The organism is Candidatus Enterococcus avicola (assembly GCF_047470845.1).
In the GTDB taxonomy this organism is placed as follows: Bacteria; Bacillota; Bacilli; order Lactobacillales; family Enterococcaceae; genus Enterococcus_D; species Enterococcus_D casseliflavus.
Genome location: NZ_JBLGTY010000006.1, coordinates 15336 through 30365, shown reverse-complemented (window position 1 = coordinate 30365; position 15030 = coordinate 15336). Strand labels below are relative to the sequence as shown.

At 44.7% G+C, this 15030-nt stretch carries 12 protein-coding genes and 1 other annotated feature (1 of these 13 cut by a window edge); of the genes, 1 reads left to right on the top strand and 11 read right to left on the bottom strand.

The genetic code is table 11. The features are described from left to right. Positions 1 to 176 precede the first annotated feature (176 nt). The 7 genes from ACI3E5_RS07330 to ACI3E5_RS07300 all read right to left on the bottom strand — a co-directional run bounded on the left by ACI3E5_RS07330 (position 177) and on the right by ACI3E5_RS07300 (position 9848). A complete protein-coding gene (locus tag ACI3E5_RS07330) occupies positions 177 to 2057 on the bottom strand; it encodes an ABC transporter ATP-binding protein (RefSeq protein ID WP_086293873.1) in 1881 nt (626 codons plus the stop codon). Beyond that, positions 2054 to 3781 (bottom strand): ABC transporter ATP-binding protein, encoded by a 1728-nt coding sequence (locus ACI3E5_RS07325; RefSeq protein ID WP_216682210.1) that lies wholly within the window; start codon positions 3779 to 3781, stop codon positions 2054 to 2056. Before ACI3E5_RS07325 ends, ACI3E5_RS07330 begins: the two co-directional genes overlap by 4 nt. Further along, positions 3774 to 4442 carry a TetR/AcrR family transcriptional regulator gene (locus ACI3E5_RS07320; protein ID WP_077453958.1) on the bottom strand — a complete coding sequence of 223 codons (669 nt, stop codon included), beginning with the start codon at positions 4440 to 4442 and terminating at the stop codon, positions 3774 to 3776. Before ACI3E5_RS07320 ends, ACI3E5_RS07325 begins: the two co-directional genes overlap by 8 nt. A 265-nt stretch (positions 4443 to 4707) precedes the next feature. Beyond that, positions 4708 to 5739, bottom strand: coding sequence for an LPXTG cell wall anchor domain-containing protein (locus ACI3E5_RS07315; RefSeq protein WP_081118274.1), 1032 nt, complete (start codon positions 5737 to 5739; stop codon positions 4708 to 4710). 128 nt (positions 5740 to 5867) lie between these two features. Further along, positions 5868 to 7883: a glucose PTS transporter subunit IIA gene (locus ACI3E5_RS07310; RefSeq protein WP_498821296.1), complete on the bottom strand. Its 2016-nt coding sequence runs from the start codon at positions 7881 to 7883 to the stop codon at positions 5868 to 5870. Continuing rightward, positions 7883 to 8791, bottom strand: coding sequence for an N-acetylmuramic acid 6-phosphate etherase (gene murQ, locus ACI3E5_RS07305; protein ID WP_498821298.1), 909 nt, complete (start codon positions 8789 to 8791; stop codon positions 7883 to 7885). Before murQ ends, ACI3E5_RS07310 begins: the two co-directional genes overlap by 1 nt. Then, on the bottom strand, positions 8784 to 9848 hold the full coding sequence (locus tag ACI3E5_RS07300) for a DUF871 domain-containing protein (RefSeq protein WP_498821300.1): 1065 nt from the start codon (positions 9846 to 9848) through the stop codon (positions 8784 to 8786). Before ACI3E5_RS07300 ends, murQ begins: the two co-directional genes overlap by 8 nt. Before the next feature lie 246 nt (positions 9849 to 10094). On the opposite strand from ACI3E5_RS07300, the gene def reads away from it, so the two are divergent. Continuing rightward, complete coding sequence (gene def / locus ACI3E5_RS07295; RefSeq protein WP_005227211.1) at positions 10095 to 10658, top strand: peptide deformylase; 564 nt, start codon at positions 10095 to 10097, stop codon at positions 10656 to 10658. A 92-nt stretch (positions 10659 to 10750) separates the two neighbouring features. Here def and ACI3E5_RS07290 read toward each other — a convergent pair whose 3' ends face one another. Genes ACI3E5_RS07290 through ACI3E5_RS07275 form a run of 4 tightly spaced genes read right to left on the bottom strand, consistent with a single transcriptional unit; the run spans position 10751 to position 14667 of the window. Next, entirely contained in the window at positions 10751 to 11959 is a 1209-nt protein-coding gene (locus tag ACI3E5_RS07290) for a M20 family metallopeptidase (protein ID WP_081118270.1), read from the bottom strand. A 58-nt stretch (positions 11960 to 12017) separates the two neighbouring features. Further along, positions 12018 to 12857 carry a MetQ/NlpA family ABC transporter substrate-binding protein gene (locus ACI3E5_RS07285; RefSeq protein WP_081118269.1) on the bottom strand — a complete coding sequence of 280 codons (840 nt, stop codon included), beginning with the start codon at positions 12855 to 12857 and terminating at the stop codon, positions 12018 to 12020. A gap of 52 nt (positions 12858 to 12909) precedes the next feature. After that, entirely contained in the window at positions 12910 to 13590 is a 681-nt protein-coding gene (locus ACI3E5_RS07280) for a methionine ABC transporter permease (protein ID WP_010748680.1), read from the bottom strand. Beyond that, complete coding sequence (locus tag ACI3E5_RS07275; protein ID WP_498821303.1) at positions 13591 to 14667, bottom strand: methionine ABC transporter ATP-binding protein; 1077 nt, start codon at positions 14665 to 14667, stop codon at positions 13591 to 13593. Between the two features lie 358 nt (positions 14668 to 15025). After that, positions 15026 to 15030, bottom strand: a binding site (T-box leader) (it continues 234 nt past the right edge of the window).

Here is a 15030-nt window from a genome sequence, read left to right as displayed (position 1 = left end):
GAAATTATGTATTAATATACATTTTAATCCAGTTAATTGCAATAAATATTTAAAATAAAGCGGCAAAAATTCATAAAAAAAAGAAAGCAGTGACAATCACTGCTTTCTTTCAGTCAACCTTTGGCGGTCTGTTTATTATCATTTGGGGAAGAATTTCTTTCATTACAAACAGTGGATCACGCCACTTCTTCTGAAAATTGACTGTTATACAGGTCTGCATAGAAACCGTTTTGTGCCATCAATTCTTCATGATTTCCAGTCTCAACAATAGACCCGTGATTCATCACGATAATATTGTCAGCATCACGAATCGTAGATAGACGGTGAGCAACCACAAAGCTGGTCCGATTTTCTAACAAACGACCCATTGCTTTTTGGATCAAAATCTCTGTCCGCGTATCGACACTAGAAGTTGCCTCATCCAAAATCAAGACATCTGGATCCGCTAAGAAGGCACGAGCGATTGTGATCAGCTGACGTTGACCTTGGGAGATATTGCTGGCTTCTTCATTCAAGACCGTATCATAGCCTTCTGGCAATTTGCGAACAAAATCATCCACATGGGCAGCTTTCGCCGCAGCAATCACTTGTTCTTTGGTCGCTTTTTCATTTCCATAATGAATGTTGTCATAGATGGAGCCGGTAAACAACCACGTATCTTGCAGCACCATCGAGATATTACTACGCAACTCATCACGAGTCAAGTCTCGAGTATCTTTGCCATCGTAACGAATGCTGCCGCCAGAAACATCATAGAAACGTTCCAAGAGATTGATCAGCGTGGTTTTCCCAGCGCCAGTTGGTCCTACGATAGCCACCATCTCACCAGCTTTGACATCCAGATTAAAATCGGTCATCAATAATTTGTCTGGGGCATAACCAAATTGAACATGATCGAAACGAACTTTGTATTCACTGTCTTCCACTGGTAAACCAGAAGGCTCATCATTCATTTCTTCTTCATCCAAGACTTCAAAGACCCGTTCGGCAGATGCAACGGTTGATTGGATGGTGTTTAGCAAGCTAGCGATTTGAGTGATCGGTTGAGAGAATTGATTGGTGTATTGCAAGAATGCTTGCACATCCCCTAACGTCATATTCCCATTCGCCACTTTGATCCCACCAAGGACAGCCACGAAGACATAGCCTAAGTTTTTAATGAAGTTCATCAAGGGCATAATGATCGCTGAAATAAATTGGGCTTTCCAACCAGCGGAATACAGACGGTCATTTTCTTCTTCAAAAACGACTTGATCGGCGGCTTCATGGTTGAAAGTTTTGACAACTGTGTGACCGCCGTAAGTTTCTTCGACTTGGTCATTGAGCAATCCTAAACTTTTTTGTTGTGCCGCAAAGAATTTTTGCGATTTTGGTGCGACGATCATCACGACGATCAAGCTTAAAGGAACCGTTGCTAAAGCAACCAAAGTCAGTTGCCAACTGATCGTCAGCATCATCCACAAAACCCCGATAAAGGTCACGACACTCGTAATAAATTGGGTTAAGTTTTGTTGCAAGGTACTTGCGATATTATCCATATCATTGATCGCCCGTGACATGATATCCCCATTTGAGTGAGTATCATAGTAAGAGATCGGCAAGCGGTTCATTTTTTCATCTAAGTCACGACGCAGCTCATAAACCGTTCGTTGCGAGACACGAGTCATAATAAACTGTTGTAGAAAGTTGAAGACGGCTGAAATCACATACATGCCGATCGCAATCAAAATGATTTGACCAACTTTCTCAAAATCGATAGGAAATTCTGTCACCTGTTGGCCGGCTTGCATCTGTTGTGCACCGATCATGACACCTTTAAAAATTTCAGTGGTCGCTTCCCCTAAAATTTTCGGTGTTTGGATTTGGAAGATCACGGCTGCGATCGCTAAAACGAAGACGGCAATGATAGCGATAGAGCGTTTCGACATGTAACCGAAAAGCCGTTTGACCGTTCCCCAAAAGTTTTTGGCTTTTGGTCCTTTGGCACCGATGTTACGGCCCGGACCGCCACCCATTGGTCCGCCACGGTGTTGTGTTGTTGTTTTCTTTTCACTCATGCAAGATCCTCCTCTCTCAATTGTGAAGAAACGATTTCTTGGTAGGTTTCATTGTCTGCCATTAATGATTCATGGGTTCCTTTTCCTACGAGTTGTCCTTCATCCAATACTAAAATCGTATCGGCATCCATGACGGTGCTGACCCGTTGGGCAACCACGACCATAATGCTGTCTTGCATGTCGCGTTTCAGCGCTGCACGTAAGTTGGCATCGGTTTTGAAGTCCAGTGCGGAGAAGGAATCATCAAAGACATAGACATCTGCTTGTTTCACTAACGCACGAGCGATCGCTAAACGTTGACGTTGTCCACCAGAGAAGTTGCCGCCGCCTTGTTCTACACGGCTATCTAAGCCATCTGCCAGTTCGGAGACAAAATCTTTGGCTTGGGCGATCTCTAATGCTTGCCAGATTTCTTCGTCTGTCGCATCGGGTTTTCCGTATTTCATATTTTCACGAATGGTACCGGAAAACAGTACCGCTTTTTGTGGAACAAAGCCCACGACTTCTCGTAGATTGTGCTGGGTGACTTCTGCAATATTGACCCCATTGATTTTGATTGCACCAGATTCCACATCGTACAAACGAGGCAAGAGATTGACTAAGGTCGTTTTCCCTGAGCCCGTCCCACCGATGATGGCAACAAAATCACCAGATTTTGCTTGAAAATCGATATCTTCCAACGCCAATTTCTCAGCGCCTTGGTAGCGATACGCCACATGGTCAAAGGCCAAGGTTGCTTGATCCCCTTGTAAGCTCAATGTCGCTGGTGTTTTTGGATCGAGAATTTCATCTTCTTCATTTAAGACTTCGTTGATCCGGTCAGCCGATGCTTGGGCTCTTGGCACCATCACGAAGATCATGGACAGCATCATAAAGCTGATCAAAATTTGCATTGCATAGGTCATAAACGCAATCAAGTTCCCGACTTCTAAGGTCATTTCTGCAATATAATGACCACCAAACCATGTGATGGCAATGTTTGTCCCACTCATGATCAACGTCATCAAAGGCATCATCAAAGCCACGATGGTATTTACTTTAATCGCGGTGTGGGTGTAATCTTTGTTGGCTTCATCAAAGCGATTCGCTTCATAATCCGTCTTATCAAATGCTCGAATAACGCGGACCCCCGTCAAGCCTTCACGAAAGACTAAGTTCAAACGGTCAGTTTTCTTTTGCATACTTTTGAATAAAGGAACGGCAAAATACATAATACCGCCGACCAATACCAGCATGATAGGAATAACGACTAAAAAGATTCGTGTTAATTGGGCATCTTTTTGATAGGCCAAGAAACTCGCCCCAATCAGTGTGATCGGTGCATTGATCATCATACGTAAAAACATTTGCGTCACCATTTGAATTTGGTTGACGTCGTTGGTGGTCCGTGTGATCAATGATGCGGTCCCGAATTTATCGAAAGAACGAGAAGAAAAATTCTCAACTTTTTGGTAAATGTCCGAACGTAGTTTTTGTCCTAATTTTTGTGATTCTCTTGTTGCGAAATACGTATTTCCTAAAGCGGCGATGATACTGATTAATGAAAAGCCGATCATGTAAAAGCCGGTTTTCCAAATGTAATCAATGTCGCCTGTCGCCACCCCATTGTTGATAATATTGGAAGTCAATGTCGGTAGATACAAATCAGAAACGACTTGGATCACCATAAACACCACTGCCATGATGATGGAAATGACGGATACGCGTTTTATCAGCTTAATCATAGGTTTCCCCTCTTTCTTTTTTTGCGCCCTCTCTTAACCAGCGGACTTTACTGTTAAAATCAGCAATCGCTTCGGCAGGATCATAGTCTGGATCAAACGCTGATTGGCGATAGGCTTCGGCAATCGTCGAAAAGACGGTATGCATCAGCAGCTGGATCAGCATTTTCAACTCATGGTCGTCTTTGACTTTCAATAAATCTTTGTCGATCTCTGACAAAAAGATGGCTTGCTGCTTCTGCCGATCGGCTTTGTGTTCTTGATGCATCTTGTGCTGCATCTCGGGCACGACTTTATGGAAGGAACGATAATCCATACTCATAAATAAATTGCGGTAAAAGTTTGCATTTTTGCCTTTAAAAACTTCGGCGATCATCCGTGAAAAGTACCATTCGAACCCCGCAAATAGATCCCCATTTTCATGTTGGATCGATTTCAGCAGGTCACGCTGACTATTTTTTTTCAACGTATGGAAATAATAGTAGTAAAGATCTTCTTTGTTTTCGAAGTATTGGTAAAAACTCCCCCGAGGAATTTCGGCATCTTTGATGATGTTGGCGATCGAGGCGTCTTTCAAAGGCAGCCTGGAAAATTCTTTTTTCGCCGCATTTAAAATGCGCTTTTGTTTTTCCGGCGGCAAGTGAAAAAATGTATCTGTCGGCATCACAAGCATCTCCTTTCTAATTAAAATAAATCACAGCTCTCAATATGACACGATGTCATATGACACTGTGTCATTATACACCCTTCACCAGAGAATGCAAGAATTTAAATTTGACTTTTTTATGAAGGAATCGATTCTGGTCTTTTTATAAAAGGCGTTATTTGAAAAGAAATCATAAATGAAATTTCTGAAAACAAAAAACCTTCGTTTCCCTGATGGAAAACGAAGATTGCTATTTTTTCATTCTGCCTATTATAAATAACGTTCATTTTTTCTTTCGGCGCCATAAAATCAAGAAAACGATCAGCAGCAGGATGATACCTGCGATCAATAAGGTATAGCTTGGCGCTTCATTGGTTTTAGGTAATGTTTTTTCGCCATCGGCAGTAGCGTTGGCCTCTTTCGAAGAAGTCGTTGTCGCTGTTTCTTGAGCGGTCGTCGATGTTGCGGTTGCTTCTTCAGTCGTACTCGTTTGCGTGCCTGTAGGCAGATACATGGAATCATTTGCCGCTTGAATGATATAAGAGATCCGTCCTGGAACAAAGGCACCTGGATCGACTTGCATCTCTTGTTCCATCTGATTCAAATTGGTTAAAATCGAAATCATCCATTCGTTGGAAACGGCTTGATTCAAATGTAAAAAGACTCCGTCTGCTGGATAGACGACCCGTAAATATTCCTGCAACTGATCCACGACAGGAATCAAGTCAGCAAAACTGGCGTAGCTATTCGCATCAAAAGCCAGTTGTGGCTCAATGGCTTCCCAGGATAACGTCTGATCGACAAACAAGGCACCGATGATTTTTGCCAAGTAAGCAATATCAAAGCCCATCGCATCACTAGAATAACGTAGTGCTAGGCGATTGCCATTGGTCAATTCTTCATCTGTCAACTGGTCCAACTGTTCTTGAGTAAATGCGGTCACACTGCCTTCAGTGATCCCTTGAGTTAAGGCACTACGTAGCGAACTAGGTTCATCAGCTAACGTGTTGATCTCATTGACGTTTTGCGTCCCTGTCTCTGCTTGGATCGAGGCAATAACGGCTTCGGAATCGACTGGCTCTTGATTCTCGTCAGCTGTAGTTTCTGAAGTAGCGGATTGATCCGTTTCTTGGTCTTCCGCTGTACTTTCTTGGGCAGAATTTTGGATCTGCTCACTATCTGTTTGCCCTTCTGATGAAAGCGTCTCGCTAACGGCAACCGGATTGTCACTTCCACTCGTAGCCGTTTCATCTGCATGAACCATCAATGGTGAAAATGCCAGCGTCATTAGTCCGAACCAAATTATTTTTTTCATCGTCATTGCCTCCTCGAATGGGATTTCTCCCTTTGTAACGAAACTGTAACATAAAGACCTCGTTTCCGCAATCAATTTAGTAACTTCTTAAAAAAAACCTCTATCTTTATCAGATAGAGGTTTTACCATTATTTTATCGTTGCCACATGCATGACTGCTTGACCTGCTTTTGTTTCCGCGATCGGTAACAGTTCAACGTTGGCTGCTTGGTCCATATTGGTGATAATCACGAGCATCTCAGTAGCTTTGCCTTTGGCTGTCAACTGCGCCAAATCGACTTGGGCAACTTGGGTGGCTGGTGTCACGGCTTGGCCTTCCTCCACCAGGATCTCAAAAGGTGCTCCTTGCAATTCGACGGTGTCGACCCCCATGTGCAGCAAAATCTCTAGCCCGCTGGCAGTCTTGATCCCCAATGCATGTTTCGTTGGAAAAATCGTCGTGATCGTCCCTGCTGCTGGTGCAAAGATCGCCCCATTGTCTGGCAAGACAAAATACCCGTCGCCCATCATTTTTTGCGAAAATACCGGATCACTTGATGCACTGATCGATTTTGTCGTACCTGTTGCTACTGCGTATAAGGGGGTATCGATCGTTGTTGCTGATGAATTTGCTGCCGTTTCCTTTGCCGCCGTTTCACTCGTTTTTTTTGGTTGCGGTTGCACGGAAGTGACGGTTGCAGCTGGTTTTGCCTCCTCTGCCTCGCTTTCTTTGGCTGCTTCTAAGCGATCTTTCGGAATCCCAAAGAAGTAGGTGGCAACGAAGCCGCCAGCATAGCCTGCTAACAAGCCGAAAATATAGCCCATCCAACGGCCGTTGGCAATCAATGGAATCAAAGCTAACCCTGAAGGTCCAATCGCCGTTGCGCCGATATTTGTCAAAGCGCCAATGACCGCACCACCGATCCCACCACCAATACAAGCAGTGATAAATGGTCGACCTAATGGCAACGTCACTCCGTAGATCAATGGTTCGCCGATGCCTAAGATCCCAACTGGCAATGCACCTTTAATCATTTCAGAAAGCTCTTTGTCTTTACGTAGTCGTACCCATAAGGCTAGAGCTGCTCCGACTTGACCGGCACCAGCCATTGCTAAAATCGGTAATAATTGCGTGCTGCCTGTTGCTTCGATCATTTGGATGTGGATCGGGGTCAAAATTTGATGCAAACCAAACATGACCATTGGTAGGAAGGCCGCCCCTAAGATAAACCCAGAAAAAGCACCGCCCACATTCAAGACCCAAGTGATCGAACCGACTAAGCTGTCAGAGATCAGACCGGCCAATGGCATGATCAAGAAAATCTCCGTCAAACCGATGATCAACAAACACAACGTTGGGGTCACGATAATATCGATCGCTTCGGGAATCACTCGATGCAGCACTGCCTCTAATTTCGCCAAAAGCCATACAGCGAAGATTACACCGATGATCCCCCCTTGGTTGGCAGCTAACGCTTCGCCAGTGAACAAGTTTTGGATCGGGGCTTCTGGGTTCATACCTGTCAGCAAGATGATCGAACCGATCACTCCACCAAGGGTTGGATTGGCTTTAAAGACCTGCGCAGCATTGACCCCAGTAAAGATCGCTAAATAGGTGAACATCCCATTTCTTAGGACGTTTAAAATCATGACATAATAATTCCAAGTGTCTCCATCTAATCGGCCAGCCGTGATCATGTTGGTCAGAACGGAGGCGATCCCTGCAACGAGTCCTGCACCAACGAAGGCTGGAATCATTGGAACAAAAATATTTGAAATGTCTTTCAGCAGCGACTTCAATGGCGATGATTTTTGTTTGGCTTTTTGGGCTGCTTTCATCTCTGCCGTTTTTTCTGATAACGCCTCTTTGCCTGATTTTTGCTGCGGGATCTCTTGCCCTAAATCAACACCGGCTTTTGCCACCATTGCGTTAGCTACTTTGTTGACTTTCCCTGGTCCGATAATGACTTGCAGCTGCTCGTCATTGACGACCCCCATCACACCGGGAATCTCTTTTAACCCTTGTTGATCGACCTTGTCGTGGTCGCGGACGGTCATTCGTACGCGAGTCATACAGTGATTGACTGTTTCTACGTTGTCCATTCCGCCGGCTTCTTGAAAAATCTTCTCCGCTAACTCTTCTACCGTCAGTGTTTCTTTTGCCATTACTTTTCCCCTCCTAACGCCGTTTTGACAAACCCTTGTGCCGTGGCAAGTTTTGCTTGTGCTTCGTCTTTCGTGCTATCCGTCAACAGCATCACGATCGCCAATTTAACATTCTGATCTGCTTCTTCAAATGCCACGGCGGCTGTTTCATAATCAGCTTCAGTTGCCTGCATGATGATCCGTTTTGAGCGTTCCACCAATTTTTCGTTGGTCGCTTTCACGTCGACCATCAAATTATTGTAGACTTTGCCGATCCCTACCATCGATAACGTCGAGATCATATTCAAAATCAATTTTTGGGCCGTCCCAGATTTTAAACGAGTCGAACCCGTCAGAAACTCTGGGCCACAATCGACTTCAATTGGAAAGCTGGCATGTTGAGAGATCTCCGCATCTTTGTTACAAGCGATCGTAGCCGTTGTGGCACCAAGCTCATTGGCGTAATCAAGAGCCCCAATCACGTAAGGAGTTCTACCACTGGCAGCGATCCCGATCACCATGTCATTTGGGTTCAACTTCAGATCGACAAGGTCTTGTTTCCCTAGCGTTAAGGAGTCTTCTGCTCCTTCGACAGCGACCGTCATCGCTTCTTCGCCACCGGCGATCAGACCAACCACCATCTCAGGTGATACCCCAAAGGTTGGGACACATTCGGCCGCATCCAAGACGCCTAATCGACCACTCGTACCAGCGCCAAGATAAATCAAGCGTCCGCCTTTTTTTAAAGCAGCGATAGTTTGTTCAATGACTTTTTCAATACTAGGAATTTCTTTTTCCACTGCATAGGCAACTTTTTGATCTTCTTGGTTCATTTTTTGGCACGCTTCTAAAATCGTCATTTCATCTAAATTGCTCGTTTCGCTATTGCGTCGTTCAGTCGTTAATTTGTCTAAATTGATTTTATTCATTGGAATCATCTCTTTCTAATTTAAATCGCATCCCTGCTTTGATTTGTTGGATCAAAGGCAGATCGGCTGGTATCACCTGAGCGGCGAGGTTGACTTTGGGGTCTGCTGGCAAAGGACGTTTGCACACCTGGATCTCTCCCATATAGCGCAAGTACTCTTGGTTATCGATCGTCACAGCACCCACTGGCCGCTCTTGACTAAGTTCAGGTTTGACTTCTGGAATGGCATTGAAACGGGCATCGGCGCTACGCAAGACATCTCGAGCTTCATCGTAACGATTTTGGTGATTCCCTAGTACGTGTTCAAAGTAAGTGGAACCAAGATCTTTGACCCGCAAAACGATCCGCGCTTCTTGCAGATACGTCGCAAACTGCTGGGCACTTTTTGTAGAAACCATCCCATCACCAATATAAACAGCATCAACTGAGCCGGTAGCCAACAAGTCGATCGCTGCGGCAAACGGCGACCAGTTGCGGTGTCTTTCCAGTGTGGGTAATCCTTGAAATAACGGTCCGCGTTTCTTGGCATCTCCTGGAACAAAGGCTTGGACAAAAAAGCCTTGTGCTTTCAACCAGCGGTTCTTCTCCTGAAACCAGTCAGCATCCAGTCCCGTCTCTGGTCGAGGGTAATAATTGTGCCAAGCTTCCAATCGAGTAAAATCGGCTCCATACGCCTGCAGCTCTCGAATGTCTTTTTCCGTTAATGTACTGGCATTCAAACTGATGGTCATTTCCTTTGAAAAAGCGGCGATTTGCTGATTGTCGATCGCATAATCCATTCGTAAACCAGTGACACCGATCTCCCTTAGTTCCGCCAGCTTGTCGATGGAAAAGCCCGCTTCTGCTAAGGCGTTTCCAGAAATATCTACCATTAAAGACAGCTGATGGTCTTTTGCGAAACCTCCCAAGTCCGTCAGACGCTGCCGATAGGTACTGCGATCGTCTTCTGGTATGTGCATGGAGGTGAAAATCCCTTTAAAGCCTGATGCCATCGCAGTCATCTGCTCAAGTTCTGCTGCCGTCAAGTCTTCGTTCATAAATACAGAAAAGCCGAACATCTCTTTGCCTCCTTGGTGAGTCACTTTCGTGATACCGTTTTCTATAAAAGCATTATAACTGATTCTTTTCTCGTTCGCAACTATATTTCATAATTAAATCGTATATATAGAAATATCGTTTCATTTAATAAGAAAGCTTTACCCTTTAAACTTTCTTATGCCCTTCTTTCTACAGTTATGGTACACTTTATTAGGAACGAAACTTGCTTTCGTCATTTTTACATAGTAGGAGGAATCACATCATCAATGATTACAATGGATGATATTATTCGCGAAGGCAATCCAACCTTGCGTGAAGTAGCAAAAGAAGTACCTTTTCCTTTAAGCGAAGAAGATATCGCACTGGGAAAAGAAATGATGACCTTTTTAGAAAACAGCCAAGACCCAGTCAAGGCAGAAGAACTTGAATTAAGAGGCGGCGTTGGTCTAGCAGCTCCTCAATTAGATATTTCAAAACGAATCACAGCGGTCCTCGTCCCTAGCAGCGACCCAGAAAAAACTGAACCTGATTTTAAAGATGTTCTTTACAATCCCAAAATTTTAAGTCATTCCGTGCAAGAAGCTTGTTTGGGTGAAGGCGAGGGCTGTCTCTCCGTGGACCGTGAAGTCCCTGGCTACGTGGTACGCCATGCCCGGATCACGATCAGCTATTACGACATTAACGGTAAAAAGAAAAAAGTTCGTTTGAAGAACTATCCTGCAATCGTCGTTCAGCATGAGATCGATCATTTAAACGGGGTCATGTTCTACGATCATATCAATCAGCAAAATCCTTTTTCATTAAAAGAAGGCATTTTAGTCATCGACTAACAAAAAAGTCTCTACCGACATTTTGCGGCAGAGACTTTTTTTCTTCTATATTATTGAGTATCCTCTGGATATCTTCTTTCACGATTTTGGCATTAATTGCCTTTCGCTAAACTTTCTTGATGATCGGCTTTGATTTTTTCTAATAACGCCGGTTGTTCAAAAAGATCTAACGCTGTCAGGGCTAAAAGTTCAGCCGCGATAGCGATCGACTGCAAGCCTTTTTCACTCTTAGCAGCGGCTTTGAATTCTTCCGAATGCCCCGCAATGTAGTCATCTGAAATCGAAACGGTGGGTTGGATCGTCGGGATCACTTGACTGACATTGCCGACATCAGAAGAACCAAGACTTGCTTTTGCTTCCGTATCGATCTCATCGGCAGGTACGCCCGCTTCTTGGGCATGGGCGAAGAAAATCTCATCAAAACTTGGTGTCACGATCACATCATCGACGGAGTTTTGGAACAAGCCGAATTCATAGGTCGCTCCCGTGGCTAAAGCGGCTCCTTTGACGATGTTTTCGACTTTCTCGTAGACATCATTCAAGGTTGCTCGATTGGCTGCTCGTAAATAAAAACGACCGGCTGCATATTCTGGCACGACATTGGCTGCCACGCCGCCATCGGTGATCACACCATGAATATTGACGTCTTTTGGTAAATGCAGGCGCAACCCATTGATCCCGTTAAAGACTTGCAGCAATGCTTCTAACGCGTTGATGCCTTTTTCTGGTGCAGCTGCCGCATGGGAAGCCCGACCATAGAACTTGATATCCACTGGATCATTGGCTAATGACGCTGTCGTTTTGCCATAGCGATGGGCTGGATGGACACAAAGAGCGGCATCGACATCATTGAAGAACCCTTCACGGACAAAACTACCTTTAGCGGAACCATTTTCTCCACCTTCTTCTCCTGGCGTCCCATAGACTCGAATCTCCCCGCCTAGCTCATCGATGAAAGGTTGTAGAGCACTGGCAGCTAAGACGGAATAAGTCCCGAAGAGATTGTGTCCGCAGGCATGACCGATGCCAGGTAACGCATCATACTCGGCTAAAAAGGCAATCGTCGGACCAGGTTTCCCACTGACATAGCGGGCATCAAAGCCGGTGCGATGGCCTGCCACATCCTTTTTGACAGCAAAGCCTTCTTTTTCTAATTGGGCGATCAGGGCATCGGCTGAATAAAACTCATAGTTGCTGACTTCTGGGTGATTATGGATATCTAATGCCAAGGCTTGATAAGCGGCTAAACGCTCTTGGATAAATGGTTTAATCGTTGCTTTTGTAATAGTTGCTGTTGTCATAATCAAATCTCTCCTTTTTATACATGTTTTTTCAATTTTATATCAAATTGCGTGGTACTTATTTCGCCCCAAAGGTTTCCCAAGCAGGAACACTTGATCCTTTTGACGTTTCCTCGATGACTTTTTTCGTATCCTCTGTTTGGTAAGCAGCGACCACTTTTTGGTATACTTCATTGTCTTCATCTTCTTTACGGGCGGCAATGATGTTGACGTAAGGACGGGCCGTTTCATCAACAGGCTCTAAAAAGATCGCATCTTCGGTTGGTACAAATCCTGCATCTACCGCCATGCCGCTATTGATGACCGAAACATCGACATCGGAAAGTGCCCGAGCGGTTTGCGCTGCATCAAGTTCTGAAATTTCTAAGTTCAAACGGTTTTCTGTAATATCCGCGACCGTTGGTGTTTGTCCGGCTGCTTCATCCACTTTGATCAATCCAGCTGATTGTAACAAAAGCAATGCCCGACCACCATTGGTCACATCATTAGGGATCGCAACTTTAGCTCCTTCAGCCAAGTCGTTGACATCCGTCACTTTGTCGGAATAAATACCTAATGGCGCATTGACTGTATTGCCGATCGATACGAGATCAGTACCAAATTCTTCATTATAGTTGTCCAAGAAAAATTGGTGTTGGAATGAATTGAGGTCGATGGAACCATCAGCCAAGGCTGCATTGGGTTGGTTGTAATCAGAAAATTGGACATATTCTAAATTGATGCCTTCGTCTTTCAAACGATCTTTGACATCATCCCAGACATCGGTGTCTGCACCAATCACCCCTAATTTCACCGTGACTTCTTCTTGATCATTGGCTGCGGCACTGCCATTGTTTCCGCATCCTGTAATAAATAATAATGCTGCCCCTAAGACGATTGATTGTACGAATTTTTTCATTTTTTCTTCCTCCATAGACTTGCTTGTTTTTTTATTTGTACGTAAGTGGTGGTCAGTGTGATACTCGTTTAATGAGTAGGTTGCTGACAAATTGACTGATAAAAACGAATACTAAGATGATCAAGGTCGCCATGATCGTAACATCGGTCTGGAATCGGTTGTACCCGCGGGTGATGGCTAAGTTTCCTAAACCGCCAGCGCCGACTGCTCCTGCCATGGCGGTCAATCCGATCACATTGATCACGGTCAATGCAGAGACCCGAATAATTCCCGCCACGCCTTCTGGCAAATAGACCCGAAAAATGATACCGAAAGGACTGGTGCCCATCGCTTCAGCTGCCTCCACGACACCGGGGTCAACTTCTAGCAAGGCAATCTCGATCTGCCGAGCAAAGAAAGGAATGATCCCAGCAATCAGAGGAACCAATGCTGCTGTTTCGCCGATGGTCGTTCCGACAAGGAATCTGGTAAAGGTTCCTAGTAACGTCAATAAGATAATGAAAGGGATCGAGCGCACCACATTGATGACTTTATCGAGAAATTCAAAGAGCGGTCGATTTTCTAAAATCCCATTCGGTCGAGTCACTACCAAAACGATCCCTAACAAGATGCCTAAGATGCCCGCGATCAAAGAGGTCCAAAAAACCATATACAAGGTTTGGATCGTTGCTGTCACAAATTCATCTTGGATCGCAACAACATTGGGAAAATATCTTTCTAATAAGGCAGCCATCTAAAATCCTCCTTTAATTACATTGTTTAATGGTTCTGCATGATTTTCTTTTAAAATATTGGTGTAAACCCCTTGAGACTTCAAATATTCTAAGGCATGTTTACGCTGTTGGTATTCGCCGGATAAGCTAACGACTAAGCTGCCGATCGGAACTTCTTGCAAGATCTCCACGTTGCCGTAAAGAATATTGGTGGTCACTTTGTAGCGGCTGTACAATTGGGCGATCAGTGGTTCATTGGTTTGATCCCCCACATAGGACAGCTCCACCAGCCATTCGTTCGGTGCCAAGGAAGAAAATTTCGAACTGCCAAGGATCGTTTCTAAGGCTTGGTCGATGTGTGTCGCCGTTCGGATAAAATCTTTGGTCAAAGGTTTTTCTGGTTGGCTGAAAATCTGAACGCTTGAGCCTTGCTCGATGACTTCGCCGTCTTCCATCACTGCCACTTTGTTGCAGATTTCTTTGACAACTTGCATCTCATGGGTAATAATCACGATGGTCAAGCCGAGGGTTCGATTTAATTTTTTCAACAAAGCCAATATCTGTAAGGTCGTTTTCGGATCAAGGGCGCTAGTTGCCTCATCACACAACAAGATCTCTGGATCATTTGCCAAAGCTCTGGCGATGGCGACCCGCTGTTTTTGTCCTCCAGATAGTTGGCTAGGAAACGCTTGGGCTTTTTCTTCCAATCCAACAAGCGCCAGCAGCTCGGTAACTTTTTGATAACGTTCTTGTTTGGACCGTCCCCCATATTTCAAGGAAAAATCCACGTTATCAAAAACATTGCGACTGTCCATCAAGTTGAAGTGCTGAAAGATCATTCCGATCGTTTTCCGTTTTTCTCGCAGAGCTTTCGCCGAAAGCGTGGTCAGCTCCGTGCCATTGACGACGACGCTGCCGCTGCTTGGTCGCTGCAATAAGTTGATTACACGGACGAGTGTACTTTTCCCGGCGCCTGAGTAACCCACGATGCCGTACACGTCCCCTTTGTCGATCTCGATCGATACGTTTTTGACCGCTTGGATCGCGGGTTTCTTTGGTTGATTGAATGTTACTGATATGTCTTTTAATGAAATCATCGTCTTCCCCCTAGTTCTTGTCTTTTTCAATAAAAAAGGCATCCTCAAACAAGTCACTTGTGACTTGTTTGAGGACGCCTTTTTGCGTGTTACCACCTCAGTTTAAGCTGCACTCGCATACAGCTCCTTTTCGAGTACGATCATACTCTAGCCAGATAACGGTCGCTACCGTCGTCGCCTTGCAAACTACTGCTCGGAACGAATCACTCCTTGGCCATTTTCTAAAAGTCGTTTGATGCTTCTTTTCAGCTACCGAAGCTCTCTGTTGAAAAAACGTGCTTTTGTACTTACCAATTCTTCGTGTGTGGTGCTATTTGATTTTTGGTATAAAAAAAGTCCTTTTACCAGCGTTTGCTAGTAAAA